This is a genomic window from Ruegeria sp. AF2, assembly GCF_056542025.1.
Window position 1 is genome coordinate 1 of sequence record NZ_JBQFZC010000003.1, and the last position, 18,649, is coordinate 18,649.

At 57.4% G+C, this 18,649-nt stretch carries 18 protein-coding genes and 1 tRNA gene; 6 read left to right on the plus strand and 13 right to left on the minus strand.

The window, feature by feature from the left end; genetic code table 11:
• Positions 1–204 precede the first annotated feature (204 nt).
• The 4 genes from ACR0NM_RS10745 to ACR0NM_RS10760 are packed head-to-tail and all read right to left on the minus strand — an operon-like array spanning position 205 to position 3,979.
• Positions 205–1,239, minus strand: a complete 1,035-nt coding sequence (locus ACR0NM_RS10745) for a TRAP transporter substrate-binding protein (protein WP_170391784.1) — start codon at positions 1,237–1,239, stop codon at positions 205–207.
• Positions 1,240–1,290: 51 nt separating this feature from the next.
• On the minus strand, positions 1,291–2,610 hold the full coding sequence (locus ACR0NM_RS10750; protein WP_170391787.1) for a TRAP transporter large permease: 1,320 nt from the start codon (positions 2,608–2,610) through the stop codon (positions 1,291–1,293).
• Positions 2,607–3,191 (minus strand): TRAP transporter small permease subunit, encoded by a 585-nt coding sequence (locus ACR0NM_RS10755; RefSeq protein ID WP_170420973.1) that lies wholly within the window; start codon positions 3,189–3,191, stop codon positions 2,607–2,609. Before ACR0NM_RS10755 ends, ACR0NM_RS10750 begins: the two co-directional genes overlap by 4 nt.
• Positions 3,188–3,979 (minus strand): N-formylglutamate amidohydrolase, encoded by a 792-nt coding sequence (locus ACR0NM_RS10760; RefSeq protein WP_480614639.1) that lies wholly within the window; start codon positions 3,977–3,979, stop codon positions 3,188–3,190. Before ACR0NM_RS10760 ends, ACR0NM_RS10755 begins: the two co-directional genes overlap by 4 nt.
• Positions 3,980–4,107: 128 nt before the next feature.
• Here ACR0NM_RS10760 and ACR0NM_RS10765 point away from each other — a divergent pair, with 128 nt between their 5' ends.
• A complete protein-coding gene (locus ACR0NM_RS10765) occupies positions 4,108–4,971 on the plus strand; it encodes a MurR/RpiR family transcriptional regulator (protein ID WP_255611699.1) in 864 nt (287 codons plus the stop codon).
• 844 nt (positions 4,972–5,815) lie between these two features.
• On the opposite strand, the gene ACR0NM_RS10770 is transcribed toward ACR0NM_RS10765, so the two are convergent.
• Positions 5,816–6,490, minus strand: coding sequence for a TIGR04283 family arsenosugar biosynthesis glycosyltransferase (locus ACR0NM_RS10770; protein WP_480614642.1), 675 nt, complete (start codon positions 6,488–6,490; stop codon positions 5,816–5,818).
• Positions 6,491–6,563: 73 nt separating this feature from the next.
• Between ACR0NM_RS10770 and ygfZ the strand changes: the two genes are divergently transcribed.
• Positions 6,564–7,301 (plus strand): CAF17-like 4Fe-4S cluster assembly/insertion protein YgfZ, encoded by a 738-nt coding sequence (ygfZ, locus tag ACR0NM_RS10775; RefSeq protein ID WP_480614644.1) that lies wholly within the window; start codon positions 6,564–6,566, stop codon positions 7,299–7,301.
• Between the two features lie 106 nt (positions 7,302–7,407).
• Entirely contained in the window at positions 7,408–8,343 is a 936-nt protein-coding gene (locus ACR0NM_RS10780; protein WP_170391799.1) for an ABC transporter transmembrane domain-containing protein, read from the plus strand.
• Between the two features lie 44 nt (positions 8,344–8,387).
• On the opposite strand, the gene efp is transcribed toward ACR0NM_RS10780, so the two are convergent.
• The gene (efp, locus tag ACR0NM_RS10785) at positions 8,388–8,951 is read right to left on the minus strand and encodes an elongation factor P (protein ID WP_170391801.1); all 564 of its coding nucleotides are present in this window, start codon (positions 8,949–8,951) and stop codon (positions 8,388–8,390) included.
• A 219-nt stretch (positions 8,952–9,170) separates the two neighbouring features.
• On the opposite strand from efp, the gene ACR0NM_RS10790 reads away from it, so the two are divergent.
• Positions 9,171–9,491: a DUF6280 family protein gene (locus ACR0NM_RS10790; RefSeq protein WP_008757056.1), complete on the plus strand. Its 321-nt coding sequence runs from the start codon at positions 9,171–9,173 to the stop codon at positions 9,489–9,491.
• A 73-nt stretch (positions 9,492–9,564) separates the two neighbouring features.
• Here the strand turns inward: ACR0NM_RS10790 and ACR0NM_RS10795 are convergent, their stop codons facing one another.
• Positions 9,565–10,134 carry a cobalamin biosynthesis protein CobQ gene (locus ACR0NM_RS10795; RefSeq protein ID WP_480614647.1) on the minus strand — a complete coding sequence of 190 codons (570 nt, stop codon included), beginning with the start codon at positions 10,132–10,134 and terminating at the stop codon, positions 9,565–9,567.
• Positions 10,135–10,194: 60 nt separating this feature from the next.
• On the opposite strand from ACR0NM_RS10795, the gene ACR0NM_RS10800 reads away from it, so the two are divergent.
• On the plus strand, positions 10,195–11,652 hold the full coding sequence (locus ACR0NM_RS10800; protein ID WP_480614650.1) for a cobyric acid synthase: 1,458 nt from the start codon (positions 10,195–10,197) through the stop codon (positions 11,650–11,652).
• A 3-nt stretch (positions 11,653–11,655) separates the two neighbouring features.
• Here the strand turns inward: ACR0NM_RS10800 and ACR0NM_RS10805 are convergent, their stop codons facing one another.
• The 3 genes from ACR0NM_RS10805 to ACR0NM_RS10815 all read right to left on the minus strand — a co-directional run bounded on the left by ACR0NM_RS10805 (position 11,656) and on the right by ACR0NM_RS10815 (position 14,634).
• Complete coding sequence (locus tag ACR0NM_RS10805; protein WP_170391807.1) at positions 11,656–12,393, minus strand: hypothetical protein; 738 nt, start codon at positions 12,391–12,393, stop codon at positions 11,656–11,658.
• Between the two features lie 73 nt (positions 12,394–12,466).
• Positions 12,467–13,885: a TolC family outer membrane protein gene (locus tag ACR0NM_RS10810; RefSeq protein WP_170391809.1), complete on the minus strand. Its 1,419-nt coding sequence runs from the start codon at positions 13,883–13,885 to the stop codon at positions 12,467–12,469.
• Between the two features lie 95 nt (positions 13,886–13,980).
• Entirely contained in the window at positions 13,981–14,634 is a 654-nt protein-coding gene (locus ACR0NM_RS10815) for a protein-L-isoaspartate O-methyltransferase family protein (RefSeq protein WP_170401191.1), read from the minus strand.
• Positions 14,635–14,859: 225 nt separating this feature from the next.
• Between ACR0NM_RS10815 and ACR0NM_RS10820 the strand changes: the two genes are divergently transcribed.
• Positions 14,860–14,933: transfer RNA gene (locus ACR0NM_RS10820), tRNA-Cys, on the plus strand.
• Between the two features lie 257 nt (positions 14,934–15,190).
• Here ACR0NM_RS10820 and ACR0NM_RS10825 read toward each other — a convergent pair.
• The 3 genes from ACR0NM_RS10825 to ACR0NM_RS10835 are packed head-to-tail and all read right to left on the minus strand — an operon-like array spanning position 15,191 to position 18,649.
• Positions 15,191–15,964: a citryl-CoA lyase gene (locus ACR0NM_RS10825; RefSeq protein ID WP_480614653.1), complete on the minus strand. Its 774-nt coding sequence runs from the start codon at positions 15,962–15,964 to the stop codon at positions 15,191–15,193.
• Positions 15,961–17,148: a CoA transferase gene (locus tag ACR0NM_RS10830; protein ID WP_170401215.1), complete on the minus strand. Its 1,188-nt coding sequence runs from the start codon at positions 17,146–17,148 to the stop codon at positions 15,961–15,963. Before ACR0NM_RS10830 ends, ACR0NM_RS10825 begins: the two co-directional genes overlap by 4 nt.
• Positions 17,138–18,649, minus strand: a complete 1,512-nt coding sequence (locus ACR0NM_RS10835; RefSeq protein ID WP_170391820.1) for a tripartite tricarboxylate transporter permease — start codon at positions 18,647–18,649, stop codon at positions 17,138–17,140. The genes ACR0NM_RS10830 and ACR0NM_RS10835 overlap by 11 nt, the downstream gene beginning before the upstream one ends.

Below are 18,649 nucleotides of genomic sequence, written 5' to 3' on the forward strand. Positions count from 1 at the left end.
ACCCGCATGAAACCGCTTCCCCATCAAACGGCCCTGCATGTCAACCAGACAAACCAATACCGTATCAATCTCGCCAGACGAAACCTCAGCCTTCAAATGCTCAAATGTCAGCATGCAATACCTCTGTGATATGCGAGAATTTTCGACGAAAATTCTTTGTCCCTGTAACGACCGGCCCGCGAAAGAACGGGCCGGTCAAGTATTTTATCCGTAACGATAGGGCCGCCCGGCCTTGAGCATTTCGGCGTTGTAGCGCTTGAAGATATCCACGACCTTTGCCTTGGTCTCGGATTCCGCAGCAATTTCGTCCCAGAACTTAACAGCAGCTTCTTCAACCGTCGCCCACTCTTCATCCGGGATGGTCGTCAATTGCATCTTGGTACCGTTAACCCGCAGGTTGGCTTCGCCGCCCCAATACCACCACTGGCGGTAGTAGTGCGACTGGTCACAGCAGACCTTGAACAGAGTTTGCAGATCTTCCGGTAGCTCGTTCCAGCGATCCATATTGGCAAAGAAGTGGCCGGCCCAGGCCCCCGAAATGTTGTTGGTTAGGAAGTAGTTAGTCACATCCGCCCAACCCACGGTGTAGTCTTCGGTGATGCCCGACCAGGCAATACCGTCCAACTCGCCGGTTTGAACTGCAACTTCGATGTCTTCCCACGGCAGCGTGACGGGAACAACGCCAAACTGGCTGAGGAACCGGCCTGCTGTCGGGAAGGTGAAGATGCGTTTGCCCTTCATATCCTCCAGCGAATTGATCGGATCCTTGGTCGCAAAGTGACACGGGTCCCACGCGCCGGCGCTGATGTGTTTAACGCCAACCTTCGAATACTCTTCATCCCAGATCTCGTTCAGGCCCCACTGGTTGAACAGCACCGGCACGTCCAGCGAATAGCGCGAAGCGAACGGGAAGTAGCCGCCGAAAACAGTGACTTCGGTGGGCGAGGCCATCGAGTCATCATCCGATTGAACCGCGTCGATGGTTCCCTTCTGCATAGCGCGGAACAGCTCTCCGGTCGGGACCAGTTGATCGGCGTAGAACAGCTCGATCTGCATACGGTCACCGGCGATCTGGTTGAACATCTTGATAGCCGGGTCGATCACATGCTCGGCCAGTGCAGGACCGGCATATGTCTGCATCCGCCATGTGATCGTGCTTTGCGCCAGTGCAGGCGTTGCCAAAGGTGCCGCCGCAACCCCTACCCCCGCAGTTTTCAGAAACTTACGTCTTGTCGTCATGTCAATTTCCTCTCCGTTTAAGTTTGGGTGCCCGTGTGTCGGGCCTTCTGGTTAATTTCCGTAAACATACCCGGGCAGCCACAAGGCGATCTCGGGGAATATCATGATTATTGCGAGCGCCAGGATCATCACCCCGACAAAGGGCACGATTGAGCGGTAAATGTCCCGCAGGCTGATTTCTGGTGGAGCCATTGCGCGCATCAGGAACAGGTTGTAGCCGAAAGGCGGCGTCATATACGCGATCTGGGTGGTGATGGTGTAAAGTACACCGTACCAGATCAGATCGAAACCAAGCGCCCCCACGAGCGGCACATAGAGCGGCGCCACGATGACGAGCATTGCGGTATCGTCCAGGAACGTGCCCATGATGATGAAGCTGAGCTGCATCAGGATCAGGATCAGCCACGGTGACAGCCCCAACTGCTCGGTGAACAGGTTCTCGATGGCCTTGACCGCGCCCAGCCCGTCAAACACCGCGCCGAAGCCCAGCGCCGCAAGGATGATCCACATGAACATGCACGAGATGGCCAATGTTTGCTTGGTACAATCCTCGAAAATCTTCCACGTCATCCGACGTTTGAGGACTGACGCCACAAGCGCCGCCAACGCTCCGATGGCCGAACTTTCTACCAATGAGGTCCAACCATTCACGAACGGCAGCATCATCGCAGCGAAAATCATCAATGGCAGTGCCCCGGCCCAGAGCAGACGGAGTTTCTCGGACCTTGGGACCTCGTGCGCGTCTTCCATCGCTGGTCCCAGATGCGGCTGAAGCCGGCAACGAATCCAGATGTAGAGGATGAACAAAGACGCCATCAGCAGCCCCGGCACAATGCCTGCCAGCCAAAGTTGACCGACGGGTTGCCGCGCGATCATGGCATAAAGCACCAGAACTACCGAGGGCGGCACAAGAATGCCCAAGCTCGACCCGGCCTGAATGACCCCCGTCACCATGGTCTTGTCGTATCCGCGCCGCAGCAGTTCAGGCAGCGCAATCGTCGCCCCGATGGCCATACCTGCCACGCTGAGCCCGTTCATGGCCGAGACCAGCACCATCAGACCGATGGTGCCGATGGCAAGCCCACCGTTCACCGGCCCCATCCAGACGTGGAACATGCGATAGAGGTCATCGGCCAGACGACTTTCGCTCAGGACATAGCCCATGAAGATGAACATCGGCAGGGTCAGCAGCGGGTACCATTTCATCAGCTTCATCGCCGCCGAAAACGGAATGTCCTGCCCGCCTGTCCCCCAGAGCGCCAGTGCCGCAATGGCTGCGACGGCACCAATTGCACCAAAGACGCGCTGCCCGGTGAACAGCATCAGCATCATCGAAGCGAACATGAAGATTGCGATAAATTCCTGGCTCATGCCCGCGCTGCTCCGATCTCTTGCCCGTTGATCCGCGCAATGTCTTTGAAAAATTCTGATATCGCCTGCAGCAGCATCAGGAAGAAGCCGAAGACCATGATCGCCTTGACCGGCCAGATGTATGGCCGCCACGCAGTGGAGGATCGTTCTAGCCGTCCGACTTCTTCGCTGCCGGTCAGAAGGCCTGTGAAATAGGCGACAGGCTCATCACCCCAATAGCCCAGGCTGTACGCCGTGGATCCAAGCCCACCGTAGAACAGTACACCCAGATAAAGGATCAGCAGCAGTACCGTGAAGGCATCGAACCAGGCTTTCCGGCGATGGCTCCAATTATGATAAAACAGATCCATTCGCACGTTCGAGCCCAGTTGGATCGAATATGGCCCCCCCATGATGTAATAAGTCACCATCGCAAACTGCGCCATTTCTAGCGTCCAGAGCGAAGGCAGAAAGAAGGTCTTCGAGATCGAGGACCACAGCAGGATGCCCATCATCACGAACAGGCCCCACATCATGACCCGCCCGATCCGGTAGTTCACCGCATCGACTACACGCACATATGCTGACATTGCCTTGATCATTCGCCCACCCCGCTACAGAACGGAGCAATGGTACGATTGATCCACGGGGCCAGACAATCGGCCATGACCCGCTGCTGCTCGGCTGTCTGAATCAGATCATTCCGGATCTCGATCATGACGTTCAACAATCCGTTGGGCGCTGCGTGAAGATCCAAAGTGTGCGCCACCCCGTCTGCCGCCGAATAGGGTTCGTTCAATCGAGTAACCAGGGGCAGCTCGTGCGCGGCGCTGGCCAACATCGCCTTGGCAAAGCGGGCGTCCTGGCCATGCAGCAAACCAAGCTCAACATCGCGCGGTGTTCCGCGGTATATCGGCGTGAAACTATGAACCGTCACCATGAGTTTTAGCGTGCGGTGATGACGGATCAGAACATCCTCTAGCCCTTGGCAAAACGGTACATATACGCCTTCGATCCGCTGCTGACGCGCATTGGCGCTCAGTTCAAGGTTCGCCGGGATCGGTGTGTCTTCACTGCATTCCGGCATAGCATCGGGGGCTTCGGGAGGGCGGTTGCAGTCATAAACCAGCCTCGACACCCCGCCATGCACCAGCACGCCGTTCAACTGCTGGGCCAGTGCCTGTGCAACCGGCAGCGCGCCCGGGTCCCACGCGATATGGCTGCGCAGTGCCTCGGCACTTAGCCCCATGTCCCCCAGTCCGTCCGGGATACGATCCGAGGCGTGTTCGCACACCACCACAACCGAAGGCTCTTCCGGCGCGTCGTCGATGTGAACGACGGGACCGAAATCAGGCTGAGCAGAGGTGAGAGTGGCGCTACGTGATTCCATTTGGAAAAAATTCCACAGAGGTTCTTAACCTGTCAATAAATTTCCTGTATAAAATTCTCCAAGTCAGATTGCATTGTCAAATTTTCCACATAAACATGGGTAGAAAGGGAAAGGAGTATTCCGTGCGAGTGACAGAAAGGCTCCTTGCGCATCGCGAAATGATGACACCGACCGAGCGGCAGTTGGTCAACGTGCTGCTGGATGATTACCCCATGGCAGGGCTTGGCAGCATTACCGAGTTGGCCAGTATCGCCTCGGTTTCCACCGCCACGGTTGCGCGGATGCTTCAGAAAACCGGCTTTGATGGCTATCCGCAGTTTCAGTCCGCGATACGCAGCGAAGTGAAAGAGATGATCTCGGGGCCCGTCGCCAAACGGGATGTCTGGCAGAATGACTTGCCTGAAGAACACATTCTCAACCGCTACTCCCGCCAAGCGCTTGAGAACCAGCGGCGTTCGATTGATGAGGTCGACCCGGATGAGTTTGACAGTTTCTGCCGTATGCTTTGCGATCCCAAACGGCGTGTTTTCATCACCGGCGGACGCATAACCGGGACCCTGGCGCAATATCTCTACCTCCACCTGCAGATGATCCGTCCTGATGTGAAGCTGCTGTCAGACGCAGCGTCGTGGACTCACGATCTGCTCGAAGTGCGCGAAGGCGACGTGCTGGTGGCCTTGGATGTGCGGCGCTATGAGAACACCACTTTGCTGATCGGACAGCTTTGCCATGAACGCGGGGCCGAGGTTGTCCTGCTGACGGATCAATGGCGATCCCCCATCCACCGGCTGGCCAAACACACCTTTGCGGTAAGGATCGCAGTGCCTTCGGCCTGGGATTCCATGACTTCGCTGATGGTGCTATTGGAATGCGCCATTGCCGAAATGCAGGAACGTCTCTGGGACAGTGTCAAGCAGCGCACGGACGAGTTAGAGCAGGCCTTTGACCGGACGAAGCTGTTTCGCAAGTTCGGCCAAAGCTCGGGGTCCTGACGTCAGGTAGCGACGTTTCATAAGGTACAACTGCGCGTGAGCCCTGTTGTCAGATGCTGCGCAGACCGTACACTCCGGCGTATGACATTCATCGCTGAAAACCAATTACCTCTGCTGATACTGGCCTTTATGATCGGCCTGTTTGGCACGGGATTTCTGTTCCGCAAACCTGCAGGGCATCGGGCGTGGAAACTGGCGGATCTGGTCTGGGTCGTATTGGGTGGGATCGGTGCACTGGTCGCCGTGTTGGCCGGGCTTTACACCTCGGACAGTTCGCGGCTGGACCGGCAGATCGACGTTGCTTATGCCGCCACGCTTGCATTCGACCGTGATGCCGCGCGGTTTCGGCTGAGGTTCTGTGACCCCGCTTACGACCCGGATACAGCTGTTTTGTGCGAAAAGGTAGAGTTTCTGTCCGCCTCAACCGCAAGCAATGCCGATTTACCGTTGTTTATCGCGGTCACGAACGAAGTAGCCCCGCTTCAAGGCCTGCATTTTCTATTCGGCCGCACGTCGAGTGATGACATGGATGAGGCCCGCGAGATGGCCGCGAAAGCGGATGCCTTCAGCATCGATCAATTTCTCGTCTTCACATCTCTGGACGATGATACACAAACCGCAATTGACAACATGCGGCGCAAGGTGCCTGCGATTGCTGGTGATTATCTGATCCTGGCCCAAAGCTATGACGATCTGATCGAACAGGTCGGCAAGCTCAAGGATGAATGGGAATATCTGCAGGCGAATGCGCATATTTTGGTACTGCAGATCATTGCCCTATGTCTGGTAAGTTTTGCTGCACCGTTCCGTCTGGGCAAATCCATCGTTGAGCTACGCACAGCCTTCAACGCCGATACGACTGCGCCAGCAGATGCGGATCAGCCCCCAGAAAGTACCGCGCCAGAGTCCAAAGGTTCCGCGCGCCCCGCCGAAACCAACCCTGACGGATATAGCGTTCCGCACTCGTAACCGCGTCTGCTTTCAACAGCACCGGGCGCGGCAAAGCGCGGATCAAGGCGACATCCTCCATCAGTGGCTGATCTGGGAATCCTCCGACAGAGTCATATTCCCTGCGACGCACCAACAGCCCCTGATCGCCGTAGGGCAAACCAAACACTCTGCTACGCAGGTTGGCCCAACCGGCAACCCAGCGGGCACCAATCCCACTGACGCGAAACCGCAATCGGAAGGCTGCTGGTCTGTGCGAACGCAGATGCTCTGCCACGATGGCGCTCCAGCCTGACTGCAACTCGGTGTCGGCATGCAGGATTAGCAGCCAGTCGCCAGATGCTTTGGCACACCCCCTTTGCAACTGCCCTCCCCTTGACGCCGGGCCTGTTACGATCTTGGCTCCGGCTTCATCCGCCATCTCAAGTGTTGGGTCCTCTGAGCCGCCATCGGTCACGATTAACTCTCGGATCAGGCCTGAATGAAGCCCTTCCATCAAAGCCTGCAGCGTTCCCGGCAGGGAATGCCCCGAATTCAGGGTCGGAATCACGATGCTGATCGGGGCGGACACGTCTGAAACCCTCTGGTCATGGCGGCGCGATTTCCTATATCACGAAGCCAGACGAATTGACGAGGATCAACCCATGTCCAATCGCCGCATTCTGCGCCTGACCGGCAAGGATACTGATAGCTTTCTGCAGGGGCTGATCACAAATGACGTGCAGCGGCTGGACGACGGGCTGGTCTACGCCGCCCTTCTGACCCCACAGGGCAAGTACCTGGCTGACTTCTTTCTCAAACGAGACGGTGAGTCGGTGCTGCTGGATGTGGCCGATGTGCTGGCCGACGGGCTTGCCAAACGACTGACTATGTACAAGCTGCGTGCAGATGTGACCATCGACCAGACCGACCTGAACGTACAACGCGGCACCGGCCCCGCGCCCGAGGGCGCCCTACCCGACCCGCGGCATCCTGATCTGGGATGGCGCGCTTATTCTACCGCTCTGGAAAGTGATGACGGTACGGACTGGGATGCGATCCGCGTCAGTCACTGTATCCCCGAAACCAGCATCGAACTGACGCCAGACAGCTATATTCTTGAGTCCGGGTTCGAGGCGCTGAATGGCTTGGACTTCAAGAAGGGCTGCTATGTCGGACAAGAGGTCACCGCGCGCATGAAGCACAAGACTGAGTTGCGCAAAGGTCTGCGCGTTGTCGAGATCGCGGGCACCGCTCCGGTCGGGACCGAGATTCACTCCAGTGGTAAACCCGCCGGGGTGTTGTTTACACAGTCTGGCGGAAAGGCGATCGCATACCTTCGGCTGGATCGCGCGGGGGACGAGATGCAGGCAGGTGGCGCGACGCTAAAACTGCCAGGTTGATTTTGTTGCTGAACCGGCACGCCCATTCTTTTGAAACTGTTTGCGTATTTGACGCGGCCGGGCCGCGCGGTATCACTGACTGCAATTGGCCTAACGGGATACGTGCATGTTTCGCCTCTATACCGCGATATGGCGTGTCAGCGCCGGACGGCAAATCATCCTTATTCTGCTGTCATTGGCGGTGGCTGCGCTGGCGGCTGCTCCGCTTGAGTTCCAGCGCGACATCGTCAATCACCTGACATCTGATAGCATCGAAGTGGATCGCCTGCTGTTGCTGGGCGCTGGGATGATGGGCGTCATCCTGTTGAGCCTCACGTTGAAATGGGTGCTCGGGTATCGCTCTGGAACGCTGGGCGAGGACATCATCCGACTGATCCGGGGACGGTTGCTTGCCCGATCAATCGATCTCAGCGAAGAGGGGCAAGACCTTCGTTCGGGCACGATGACAACGGCCGTATCCGCTGAGGCGGAAGAGCTGGGTAAGTTCGCAGGCGGTGCATTTTCTGACCCCGTGGTGCAAATCGGCACATTGATCAGCGTAATCGGCTACATCTCTTCCACCCAACCGGGGCTGGGCTTGATCGCACTTTCCATGATCGTTCCGCAGATCATTATCGTTCTGGCCTCTCAGCGAAAAGTGAACATCTTCGTGGCCGAGCGTGTTCGAATCCTGCGCAGCGCGACCGACCGCTTGACGCACGAGGATATCGAGGCGGCATCGCGAGCGATTGAGAAACAGTTCGACGAGATATTCGAGACCCGCCGCAAGATGTTCATCTGGAAACTCTCGGCCAAGTTCCTGCTGAGTGTCATCAATGGCGCAGGGACTGTTGGGATTCTGATGCTGGGCGGCTGGCTGGTGTTGCAGGGTAAAACCGATGTCGGCACCGTCGTGGCCGCGATAAGCGGTCTCGGACGCATTCAAGGCCCGACCGCTTTCTTGATCGCATTCTACCGACAGGTCAGCGCCAATCGAATCAAGTACGAACTGATGCTGGAGCTATTTGGAGATCATCCCGAGCGCTATCGCATTCGGACCTAAAAAAGGGCCGCAGAGCGACCCTTTTGCACCGAACTATCGTCCGCTTACGCGCGTTCGGAATACTCCATGGTCTCGGTATTCACTACGATCATCTCATCCTGCCCGATAAAAGGCGGCACCATGACCTTGACGCCATTGTCCAGAACCGCTGGCTTAAACGAGTTCGCCGCAGTCTGACCCTTCACAACTGGCTCGGTCTCGACGATCTTGCAGGTCACTTTTTGGGGCAGCGTGGCGTTCAGCGCCTCGCTTTCGTAAAACTCCACAACGATAGTCATGCCGTCCTGCAGAAACGGGCGGCGCTCACCCAGCAGTTCCGAAGGTAGTTCGATCTGCTCGTAGGTCTCGGAATCCATGAACACCAGCATGCCATCGGATTCGTACAGGAACTGCTGATCCTTCTGCTCAAGGCGCACGCGTTCGACTTTGTCGGCCGAACGGAAGCGTTCGTTCAGCTTTGAGCCATTGCGCAGGTTGCGCAGCTCGACCTGGGCAAAAGCTCCGCCTTTGCCGGGCTTTACGTGATCCACTTTGACCGCCGCCCACAGTCCGTCATTATGCTCAAGCACATTGCCGGGGCGAATTTCGTTCCCATTTATCTTGGGCATGACTTAAATCCTTCACAAACGGTTGATGCGTCAGTTCTCGTCCCTATATCTGGCGTGACCACACCTGACAAGACAACGAAACCTAGTGCTGCACCTGCAGCGAGCCATGCAAATGACGCAACGCAACTATGCATTTTAGGTGTATCCGAATCGCATGTAATAGGTCATAAGGACCGTCACGCCGAAAATTGCAAGAGCAAGAAAAACAGGAAAGACGAGATGAGAGATTTCGTTGACGGCACTGCCTTTAACAACGAACAAGGCAATCGTGCACGCAAACTTTTCGCAGCCGTTGTACTGGCTGCTCTGGATGATGCCATCGCCGACGACAAGAAGTATGGCAACGGACCGGAACAAATTGCCCGTTGGGCACGTTCGCGCGATGGGCGCGAAGTACTATCGTGCGCCGGCATCGACCCCAATGAGCGGGTTGTAGGCGGGCTGATGGAATTTGTTGGTCGCGGCGTACGGACGTCTGTCGCCCTGTCCCGCGAAGAAAGCGAACGCCGGAATGCGGCTCAGCAGGCCGAAGCTGCCTGATTGTTCCCCGCATCCGATTGAAAAAACGCGCCCTGACATCGGGGCGCGTTTTTCTTTGGGCTGATTGGTCAGATCAAAAATACATGATCCATTGCCGCGCCACCCAAAGCTCGGCCGCCAGTAACAGCGCAAAGAACAGTTTTGCCGAAACCGACAGGCCGCGCTGCCAAAGCACCACATAGGCGGCAATGCAAATCGTCACTGAGATCGGCGCGATCCAAGCCGCATGATGTGTGCTGTCCCAATAGCTGATCGGACTGTGAAAGACCCATGAACTGATCGGCCAGAACTGCGGTCGGCCATCGCCTGCGTGCAATAAGAAATCCATCACCAAATGAAGTATCCCTGCGGATGCGCCAATGGTTAGCAGGTGCCAGCCGCGCCACAGCCCGAGTGCAAGTGCCATTCCCCACAAAATGAACGAGTTATCGATGGCGAATACGGTTTGCCACGCGGGTGAAAAGTAAAGCTGATCAAACACCACCTGTGCCGGGATGTTCAGGATGTGCAGCGAAACGCCGGCCATCAGGTATAGCGACAAATCCGGCAACAAGGACCCAAACAGAGCTGCCCATAGCGTCGCGCCCCGGGCCGGGCGCGCAAAAACAGCAGCACCGATCAAAAGATGCGCAGGCGTATTCATATGGGGCTTTTCCTTTGGCCTTAAATCAGGTCATCTGCGCCCGAGCATAGGAGACAGGCCATGGCGCGGTCCATCATGATTCAAGGCACCGGCAGCAATGTCGGCAAATCGGTTTTGGTGGCCGGGTTGGCCCGCGCCTATACGCGACGCGGGTTGCGCGTGGCTCCGTTCAAGCCGCAGAACATGTCGAACAACGCCGCTGTTACGGAAAACGGCGGCGAAATCGGGCGCGCGCAAGCCCTGCAGGCGCGGGCGGCCAAACGACCGACGCATACGGATATGAACCCAATCCTGCTCAAACCCGAAACTGATACCGGCGCGCAGATCATTCTTCAGGGCCAGCGCGCAGGTACAATGAAGGCGGGCGATTATCGCAAGGACAAGTCTAAACTGCTGGGGGCGGCTCTGGAAAGCTTTGAAAGGCTTTGCTGCGACGCTGATCTGGTGTTGATCGAAGGCGCGGGCAGTCCGGCAGAAACTAATCTGCGCAAGGGTGACATCGCCAATATGGGATTTGCCTGTGCCGCACAGGTTCCGGTGGTTCTGGTGGGCGACATTCATCGGGGTGGCGTGATCGCTCAGATCGTGGGGACGCAAGCCGTCTTGGAGGCCGGGGACCTTGCGATGATCCGGGGTTTTGCCATCAACCGCTTCAAAGGCGATGTCTCCCTGTTCGATGAAGGGCGCGACGATATCGCATCCCGGACCGGCTGGCCCTGCCTGGGCGTGGTGCCCTGGTTCCATGATGCATGGAAGCTGCCGGCAGAAGACATGATGGACATCCGCTCTCATACCGGGGGGGCATGCAAGATCGCTGTGCCTCAGCTTGAGCGGATGGCCAATTTCGACGATCTCGACCCGCTTTCCGCCGAACCAGGCGTTACGGTCGAGATCATCCCAGCAGGCCGCCCCCTGCCCGGAGATGCCGATCTGGTGCTGTTGCCGGGCAGTAAGTCTACAATCGGCGATCTGGCCTATTTCCGGGCGCAGGGTTGGGATATCGACCTTTATGCCCATGTCCGCCGCGGGGGTCATGTTCTGGGCCTGTGCGGGGGTTATCAGATGCTGGGCAAAACCATCTCGGACCCCGATGGCGTCGATGGACGCCCCGGTCGGGTCGAAGGGCTGGGATTGCTGGATGTCAGCACGACAATGGCCGGAGAAAAGCAGGTTATCCTGCGCTCAGCAACCGCCCTGCCCGGTCATGAACCCGTCAGCGGATATGAGATCCACATGGGCCGTACTGATGGCCCGGATTGCGCTCGGGCCTGGCTGCAGATCGAAGGTCGCCCGGAAGGTGCCGCCAGCGCCAATGGGCGCATACGCGGCAGCTATCTGCATGGGATTTTCACCTCGGACACGTTTCGCGCCAGCTATCTGGCAGAACTTGGCGTGACATCGGAAACAGCTTACGAAGACGGCGTCGAACAAGTGCTGGACGACCTTGCCGACCATCTGGAACAGCATATGGATCTGGATCTGCTTCTCGCGATGGCGCAGACGCCACGCACCAGTTAGACCTCAGTCAACATCCGCTGCGGCGATCGCCCGCGTGATCTCACGCCGAACCATCTTGCGCAGGTTTTTCGTGATCCGTTCGCCCAGCGCGCCCTGCAGCTCTTCCCGGACGATCTGGGCGACGAGTTCGCGCAATTCCTCTTCTCCGATTGTCACATCGGTCGGCTTCTGTGCCATATCTTCCACCACCTCCGGGTCGCGAATAAATGTGGCTTCGGATTTTGGTTCAGCCGCCTGAGACTGCGCAAAAGCTCTGTCTGCCGGCCATTCAACAGCCTGCGTCTTGGTGCCAGAGTAGTCGTCATCGCTCTCGCCATCGGGCTCCCACTGATCCTCGGTGCGCGCGATAGCAGCTTCCAAAGCTTCAATCTTGGCGCTGAGGCTTCCCGCTAGGTCGCGCTTTGGTGCGTCTGCCTTGGCGTCGACATCACCAGCGCGCACAATATCGCTGGGTTGCAGCCGCATCGGTTCGGCAGGGTTGCTTGGCGCATTTGCGGCCTGCTTTGGGGTACTGTCACCCGCGCTATGCTGGGGCATCAGTTTCAAGGGCGCGGCCTTCTTGGCGATCAGCGGTTCATTGCTGACGCGCAGCGCATCCGTTAAAACCAACCGGCCCGGCTTGGCAGCCGGGGCCGTCGGAACAAATATGAATTCTGATTCGTCATGCGCGTCCTCGTCGACCATTCGCTTAACCGACGAAAGAACGTCCTGAATATTGGCGCTTACAACACGATCTGACATTATTTTCTACCGCTCTAACCTAGGCCCGATTGTAGCCAATCTGAGCCAGCGCCACAACAGGTAGCGATGCCCTTTAGTCGCGGCGCAATGCCTTGAGCACTCGATCCAGATCGCGGCTTTGCTTACTGACCTGCGACGGCGCCTTTTTCACGAGGTTGTAATACAGGGTCGGATCATAGATCTGCACTGCAAGACCCAAACGCTCTGCCGTCAACAGCCCCTGGGCTTGCAGCAGTTCATATGCAGCCCGCGACCGCTCGGTCCGGGATGCTACCTCGGCCAATTGCGCGTCCAGCAAATCCTGCTGGGCATTCAGGACGTCCAAGGTCGTCCGTGCACCCAACGTTGCTTCTTCACGAATACCGTCAAACGCCACCTGCGAAGCACGAACCCGTTCTGTTGACGCCCGCAGGCTTGCAGTTGCCGCCTGAAACGCAGCATAGCGATCGGCAACACCTTGTGTGATGTCTTTCTGAACGTTCAGAAGGTTGGCACGCGACGCATCACGAGTTGCCATCGCACGACGCACCGCTGCCGCCAGACCGCCACCGGAATAGATCGGCTGATTGAAGTTCAGTGAGATCGTCGCATCGTTGATGTAATCGTCATTGTCGTAGCTCTCGGTAATGCCCGCATCCGCATTCAGGCTGACATTCGGACCCAGATTTGCACGCTGCTGCTGCACGATCAGGTCCAGCGCACGCACCTGATGCTGTGCGGAAAGAATCGCAGGGTGGTTACGCTGAGCCAAATTCACCGCATCCGCCTCTGAACGCGGCAGGTTGGGCAGCCTTGGCTGGCCAGCCGTCCGCCCAGGTGTCTTGCCAACGGCGTTTACGTATTCAGCCTGAGCAATGCTCAGGTTACCACGTGCGACCGCCAAATCAGCCTGAGAGCTGGCCAATTGTGCCTCGGACAGGGCAACGTCTGTACGTGTAACCTCACCTACTTCAAAGCGATCCTGCGATGCGCGCAGTTCTTCCGCCGACACTTCCACGTTGTTCTGGCGGATCGCGACCGTCTCTTCCTGCAGCAGAACACCCAGATAGGCGTTCGCGGCTCTGATCAGGATTTGTTGTTCAATATCAATAAGAGACTGACGGGTGGATAGCACAGTTTCCTGCGCCGATTGCTTGCCAAGGATGGAAGCGCCACCGTCATAGATCAACTGGCTCAGCGTGAGACCGGAAAAAAAGCTCGAAGGCTCGCGCGTCGTGATCAAGCTGCTCGTGTTGGTGCGCGTGTAATCCCGGCTCACCCGCACGGTCCAGTTGATGATCGGACGCAGCGCTGAGAGCGCAATGGCGACATCTTCATCCGCTGCGCGTAACAAGGCACGGTTCTGCTCAAGCAGGCCGCTGGTGTTATACGCGCCGATGAATGCATCGGTCAGATTATCTGCCCAAACCGACCTTCCGGGCATCACACTTAATGCAACACCAGCAGCCAAAGTCAGGCCTTTGACCAGCTTTCCTGTCGTCGTCCCGCGCATAACTAAGTCCTCTCAAATCGAAATTACGCAACCACCAGCGCAGTTTGCGCCGGTGTTTTCAAGTAATCAAGGCATCAAAATACTTCTATTGCCAACTATAGCGAAAATGCACACTCAGCGCAAAATGCGGGCAAAATCGGTGCGCTAGCATTGAACGCAAATCGCCACGAGACACGGCCTGAGGACTTGAGACCCATACGAACCGTGCCAAGATCACCCTCCATGAACAGGCAAATGATCCGGCCCCCATCCTTGAGTTGATCCAGCAAAGTGTCTGAAAGCTGCTCGACCCCACCCTGAATCATGATCACATCGTAGGGTCCATGCTCAACCGCGCCTTGTTCAAGCGGTCCTTCATGAACAATAGCGTTGTCTACGTCAGCTTCCATCAGAAGCGTCTGAGCTTCAGCCGCCAATGCCGGGTCGGATTCCACGGCCACAACCAACTCTGCCATTCGCGCGGCGATTGCGGTTGAGTAACCCAGCCCCGGCGCGATATCCAGCACCACTTCATCATTGGAAATGTTGACTGCGTCCAACATCTTAGCCAGCGTCCTGGGCTCAAGCAGACAACGTCCATCACCCAACTCGACCAGATCACCAACATAGGCTGCCTCACGTTGCGCATCCGGCACGAAATTTTCGCGCGCAACGCTCAGCATCGCATCAATGATAGGGAACTTGGTCACATCCGAGGGCCTGACCTGAGTATCAACCATCGTAAGGCGCCGGGCTGCGAAATCTGTCATGTGATCGCTCATTCCTTATCAGACTGTTATCTGGCTTTTGCCACATCCGCCTGCCTGCAGCAACGGGCCAGATTGCATTTCCGGGCGCGGCAAAAACGTACCATTGGGGTATTGTCAAATTTCCAAACAAGACAGAAATAATCGCCCTCAAGGCTATGGACGTTCATCCTGAAAGCTGATAGAACGCCCCTCACACCACGGCAAGTTATTGATATTGCTTAAAAAGGCGAGTTGGCGGAGTGGTGACGCAGCGGATTGCAAATCCGTGTACACCGGTTCGATTCCGGTACTCGCCTCCAATTCACTCTAGATCATTGACTTAGGGCGATTACGTTGTCCGCCTTGTGCGCATTTTCCTGGAAAACGACAACACGCTACGCCAGTCCTACCTGTGTCAGCTGCGACGTCACTTCTCCCAAATTATCCAGCTCCTGTACTACGCAGTTCTAGACGGTGTTGGCTGAAAAGCGAAGGCGCTGGCGACAAACTATGTCGCTGTGTTTCAGAATCTGGATAAAAGGCATCCGAAGCCATGAGGAACGACAGGCGGCATAACTCAACTTCCATTGCGTAGATATGTCCAGCGATAGTGGGGCGGCGTAGGACCTTTGTTACGTCCGCCTTGCTGGGTCTGCTCCCAGGCATGGGCCAGAATACCGACCGACCGCGAAAGGCAAAACAAACCCCGTGCCAATGGAGGGGCAAAGCCTAGCTCTGCATAGATCACTGCCGTGACACCATCGATATTCATCGGCACCGGCTTGCCTTTCCGGCGCATCAGGTCGGTTTCCACGGCTTGCCCGACTTTCATGAACCGACCCTCGCAGGCGTCCTGTTCGACTGCATCAGCAACCAGGGCCATCAGCCGGGGTGCGCGCGGGTCCGTCGGTGTATGGAACCGATGCCCGAAACCCGGCAGTATCTTCCCGCGCTCGGCGATCCAGTCGTCCAATGCCTGTTCTGGGCCTTCGGCATGGGCGTCTACAAAGTGATAAAGCTCCATCGCCTGCTCGCCGGCACCACCATGGATGTCACCCAGCATATTAACAGCACTCGCCATCGCGTTGTTAAGAGACAGCCCGCAGGTCACCGCCATTCGCGCAGCCGCGATCGAAGGGGCTTGCGGGCCGTGATCCACGGCGGCGACCAAAGCGGCCTCGAACAATCGAGCCTGCGCAGGTGTCGGTCTGTCACCCTGCACCATAAACCAGATCATTTCAGCGAAACCCAGATTGCCGATCAGGTCTTGAATCGGCTGGCCACGCAGTTCAATGCGCCCGGGCTCCATATCGATGATGGCGGTGCGCCACCAATCGGCAACATCGCTCATATCACCCTCTCATGTCGCAACGTTTCGATCTCTGCGTCCGACAGTCCAAGCTCGGCCCAAATCGAGAGGTTGTCGGCCCCAAGATCCGGTGGCGCGGATCGTGGCATGCGGCGTGCGCCATCAATGACCACTGGGCTGCCCGCAAGGCGTAACCTCTCTCCGTGCGCCGACAGAGTTCCAATCAGCCCGCGACCTGAGAGTTGATCGTCGGACAAAGCCTGCGGAACCGTCATAACCGGCCCGGCCGGTACACCCAACGCATTCAACTCTTGGACCCAATCACTGGATGGACGGGTAGAAAGCGTGCGTTCCAGCTCTTGACGCAATTCATGCCGGTTGGTCTTGCGATCCTCGCGGGTTAGGTAGTCCGGATGCGTCAAAAGGTCGGCGCGGCCCAGATGTTGGGCGAGCGCATGCCATTGTTCGTCGCGATTGGCGGCGATATTAATAGGGTTGTCGGATGTGGCAAAAGTTCCGGACGGGGCCGAGGTTGTGTTTTCGTTCCCATGCGGCGCAGGAGTCACGCCACCGACCAGATAGTTGGACACCACCCACCCCATGGTCGAAACCACCGCCTCGTTCATTGCGACATCAAGGAATGCCCCGCGCGGGTTGGCATTCAAGGCCGCGCTTATGGCAAAGGCCGCCGTCATCCCGCCGACGGTATCTGCCAGAGGATAGCCGACCCGGTAAGGCGCGGTATCCGACGCACCTGTGATTGACATGACACCGCTGATCCCCTGCACGATCTGGTCATAGGCCGGGTCATCCCGGCGTGGTCCATCCTGACCAAACCCGCTGATGGCACAATAAATCAGTCTGGGGTTCTCGGCGCGCAGAACCTGATACCCCAGCCCAAGCCGGTCCATCACGCCGGGCCGGAAGTTCTCGACCAGCACATCGGCAGTCTTGACCAGCCGCTTGAGCAGAGCCTTTCCCCGATCAGCCTTCATATCCAAAGTCACGGATTTCTTGTCTGCATTCTGCGCCAGAAAGCTGATGCCCATGCCGGCCTTGTTCCGATCAGGATCCGCCCCCAGCACACGGGCCAGATCTCCGCTGCCGGGGCGTTCGACCTTGATCACTTCGGCCCCCATCAGGGCCAGTTGGTAGCAACAATACGGCCCGGCCAGGACATTAGTCAGGTCAAGAACCCGGATGCCTGAAAGTGGCTCAGTCGCCATCGGCCACGCCTGCCGCTCGCGCCTTGGCGCGACGTGCGCGGTAACTGGGCAACAGCACCAGAAGGAGGGCAATCACCAACAGGCCCAGCGTCATCGGACGTTCCCAGATAAAGGCGATGCCGTCATACAGCTGCATGGAACGGGCGAAGTTATCCTCCATCATGCCACCAAGGATGAAACCGATCAGCAGTGGTGCCAGAGGGTAATCGGCAAATTTCAGTGCCGTGGCGCAGACGCCGAAGCCGACCAATATCAGCAGTTCCGTGGCATTGTTCTGCCCGATATAGGCCCCCATGAGGGTGAAGAACAAAATGAACGGGATCAGATAGTTGCGCGGTACTGCAAGCACCTTGGCGATATAGGGGATCAACGGCAGGTTCAGGATCAGCAGCACCAGATTGCCAATGAACATCGACATGATGACAGCCCAGAATACCTGTGGCTCGTCGATCATCAGGCGCGGACCCGGTGTCACATTCAGCGCGATCAGGGCGCCCAACAAAATGGCCGTAGTTCCGGAACCTGGAATGCCGAGCGTCAGCAACGGAACAAAGGAACCGGTACAGGCAGCATTGTTAGCTGTCTCGGGTGCTGCCAGACCTTTGATCGAGCCTTTGCCGAACTCCTCCTGCTCTTCTTTCGGGGCAATATTGCGTTCAACCGCATAGCCAAGGAAACTGGCAATCGTTGCCCCTGCCCCCGGAAGCACACCGATAAAGAAACCCTGCACAGATTGGCGACCAACCACCGGAGCGATGGCCTTTGCCTCGGATCCTGTGATGCGCAGGTCCTTGATTTCGCCTTCGTCGCCTTGCAGGTCCTTGGGTTTGAGAACCAAAAACAGCGCTTCGGGCAGGGCAAACATCGCCATTGCAAGCGTGATGAAACCAAAGCCGGACTGCAGATCCATGATCCCCATCGTGAAACGCGGCAAGTTGAACAGCGCGCCCTCGCCGACAGTGGCCATGATCAGCCCGAGAATGGTCATGACAATTGCCTTGGCCACCTGCCCGGTTCCCGCAAAGGCGGCGATGGCGGATAGACCCACTACCATCAAGGCAAAGTACTCAGCCGAGTGGAACAGCAGTGCGACCGAGGATAATGCAGGCGCAAAGACCATCAGCAGTAGCGCGCCTATCGTACCCCCGGCGAAACTGGCGATAGCGGCAACTGTGAGCGCCTTCCCGGCTTTGCCCTGACGAGCCATCGGATAGCCGTCGAAGCTTGAGGCCACGGTTCCCGCGACCCCCGGCGCGTTCAGAAGAATGGAAGATGTCGAGCCACCAAAGATCGCGCCGTAATAGACACCGGCAAGCAGGATCAATGCGGCGGACGGATCGCCCATCGAAATGGCGACCGGAATCATAATGGCGATGATCGACATCGGCCCAAGACCGGGCAGCATGCCGATGAATGTACCAATCAGACAGCCCGCTATGACCATCAACAAGTTTTGGATGGAGAATGCCGTTTGTAGGCCGATCAACAATCCTTCAAGCAT

Bases quoted from the DNA above. Each gene is read 5' to 3' on its own strand.
- ACR0NM_RS10745 (WP_170391784.1), bottom strand. From the start codon at position 1,239: ATGACGACAAGACGTAAGTTTCTGAAAACTGCGGGGGTAGGGGTTGCG.
- ACR0NM_RS10750 (WP_170391787.1), bottom strand. From the start codon at position 2,610: ATGAGCCAGGAATTTATCGCAATCTTCATGTTCGCTTCGATGATGCTG.
- ACR0NM_RS10755 (WP_170420973.1), bottom strand. From the start codon at position 3,191: ATGATCAAGGCAATGTCAGCATATGTGCGTGTAGTCGATGCGGTGAAC.
- ACR0NM_RS10760 (WP_480614639.1), bottom strand. From the start codon at position 3,979: ATGGAATCACGTAGCGCCACTCTCACCTCTGCTCAGCCTGATTTCGGT.
- ygfZ (WP_480614644.1), top strand. From the start codon at position 6,564: ATGTCCAATCGCCGCATTCTGCGCCTGACCGGCAAGGATACTGATAGC.
- ACR0NM_RS10780 (WP_170391799.1), top strand. From the start codon at position 7,408: ATGTTTCGCCTCTATACCGCGATATGGCGTGTCAGCGCCGGACGGCAA.
- efp (WP_170391801.1), bottom strand. From the start codon at position 8,951: ATGCCCAAGATAAATGGGAACGAAATTCGCCCCGGCAATGTGCTTGAG.
- ACR0NM_RS10790 (WP_008757056.1), top strand. From the start codon at position 9,171: ATGAGAGATTTCGTTGACGGCACTGCCTTTAACAACGAACAAGGCAAT.
- ACR0NM_RS10795 (WP_480614647.1), bottom strand. From the start codon at position 10,134: ATGAATACGCCTGCGCATCTTTTGATCGGTGCTGCTGTTTTTGCGCGC.
- ACR0NM_RS10800 (WP_480614650.1), top strand. From the start codon at position 10,195: ATGGCGCGGTCCATCATGATTCAAGGCACCGGCAGCAATGTCGGCAAA.
- ACR0NM_RS10805 (WP_170391807.1), bottom strand. From the start codon at position 12,393: ATGTCAGATCGTGTTGTAAGCGCCAATATTCAGGACGTTCTTTCGTCG.
- ACR0NM_RS10810 (WP_170391809.1), bottom strand. From the start codon at position 13,885: ATGCGCGGGACGACGACAGGAAAGCTGGTCAAAGGCCTGACTTTGGCT.
- ACR0NM_RS10815 (WP_170401191.1), bottom strand. From the start codon at position 14,634: ATGACAGATTTCGCAGCCCGGCGCCTTACGATGGTTGATACTCAGGTC.
- ACR0NM_RS10825 (WP_480614653.1), bottom strand. From the start codon at position 15,964: ATGAGCGATGTTGCCGATTGGTGGCGCACCGCCATCATCGATATGGAG.
- ACR0NM_RS10830 (WP_170401215.1), bottom strand. From the start codon at position 17,148: ATGGCGACTGAGCCACTTTCAGGCATCCGGGTTCTTGACCTGACTAAT.
- ACR0NM_RS10835 (WP_170391820.1), bottom strand. From the start codon at position 18,649: ATGCTTGAAGGATTGTTGATCGGCCTACAAACGGCATTCTCCATCCAA.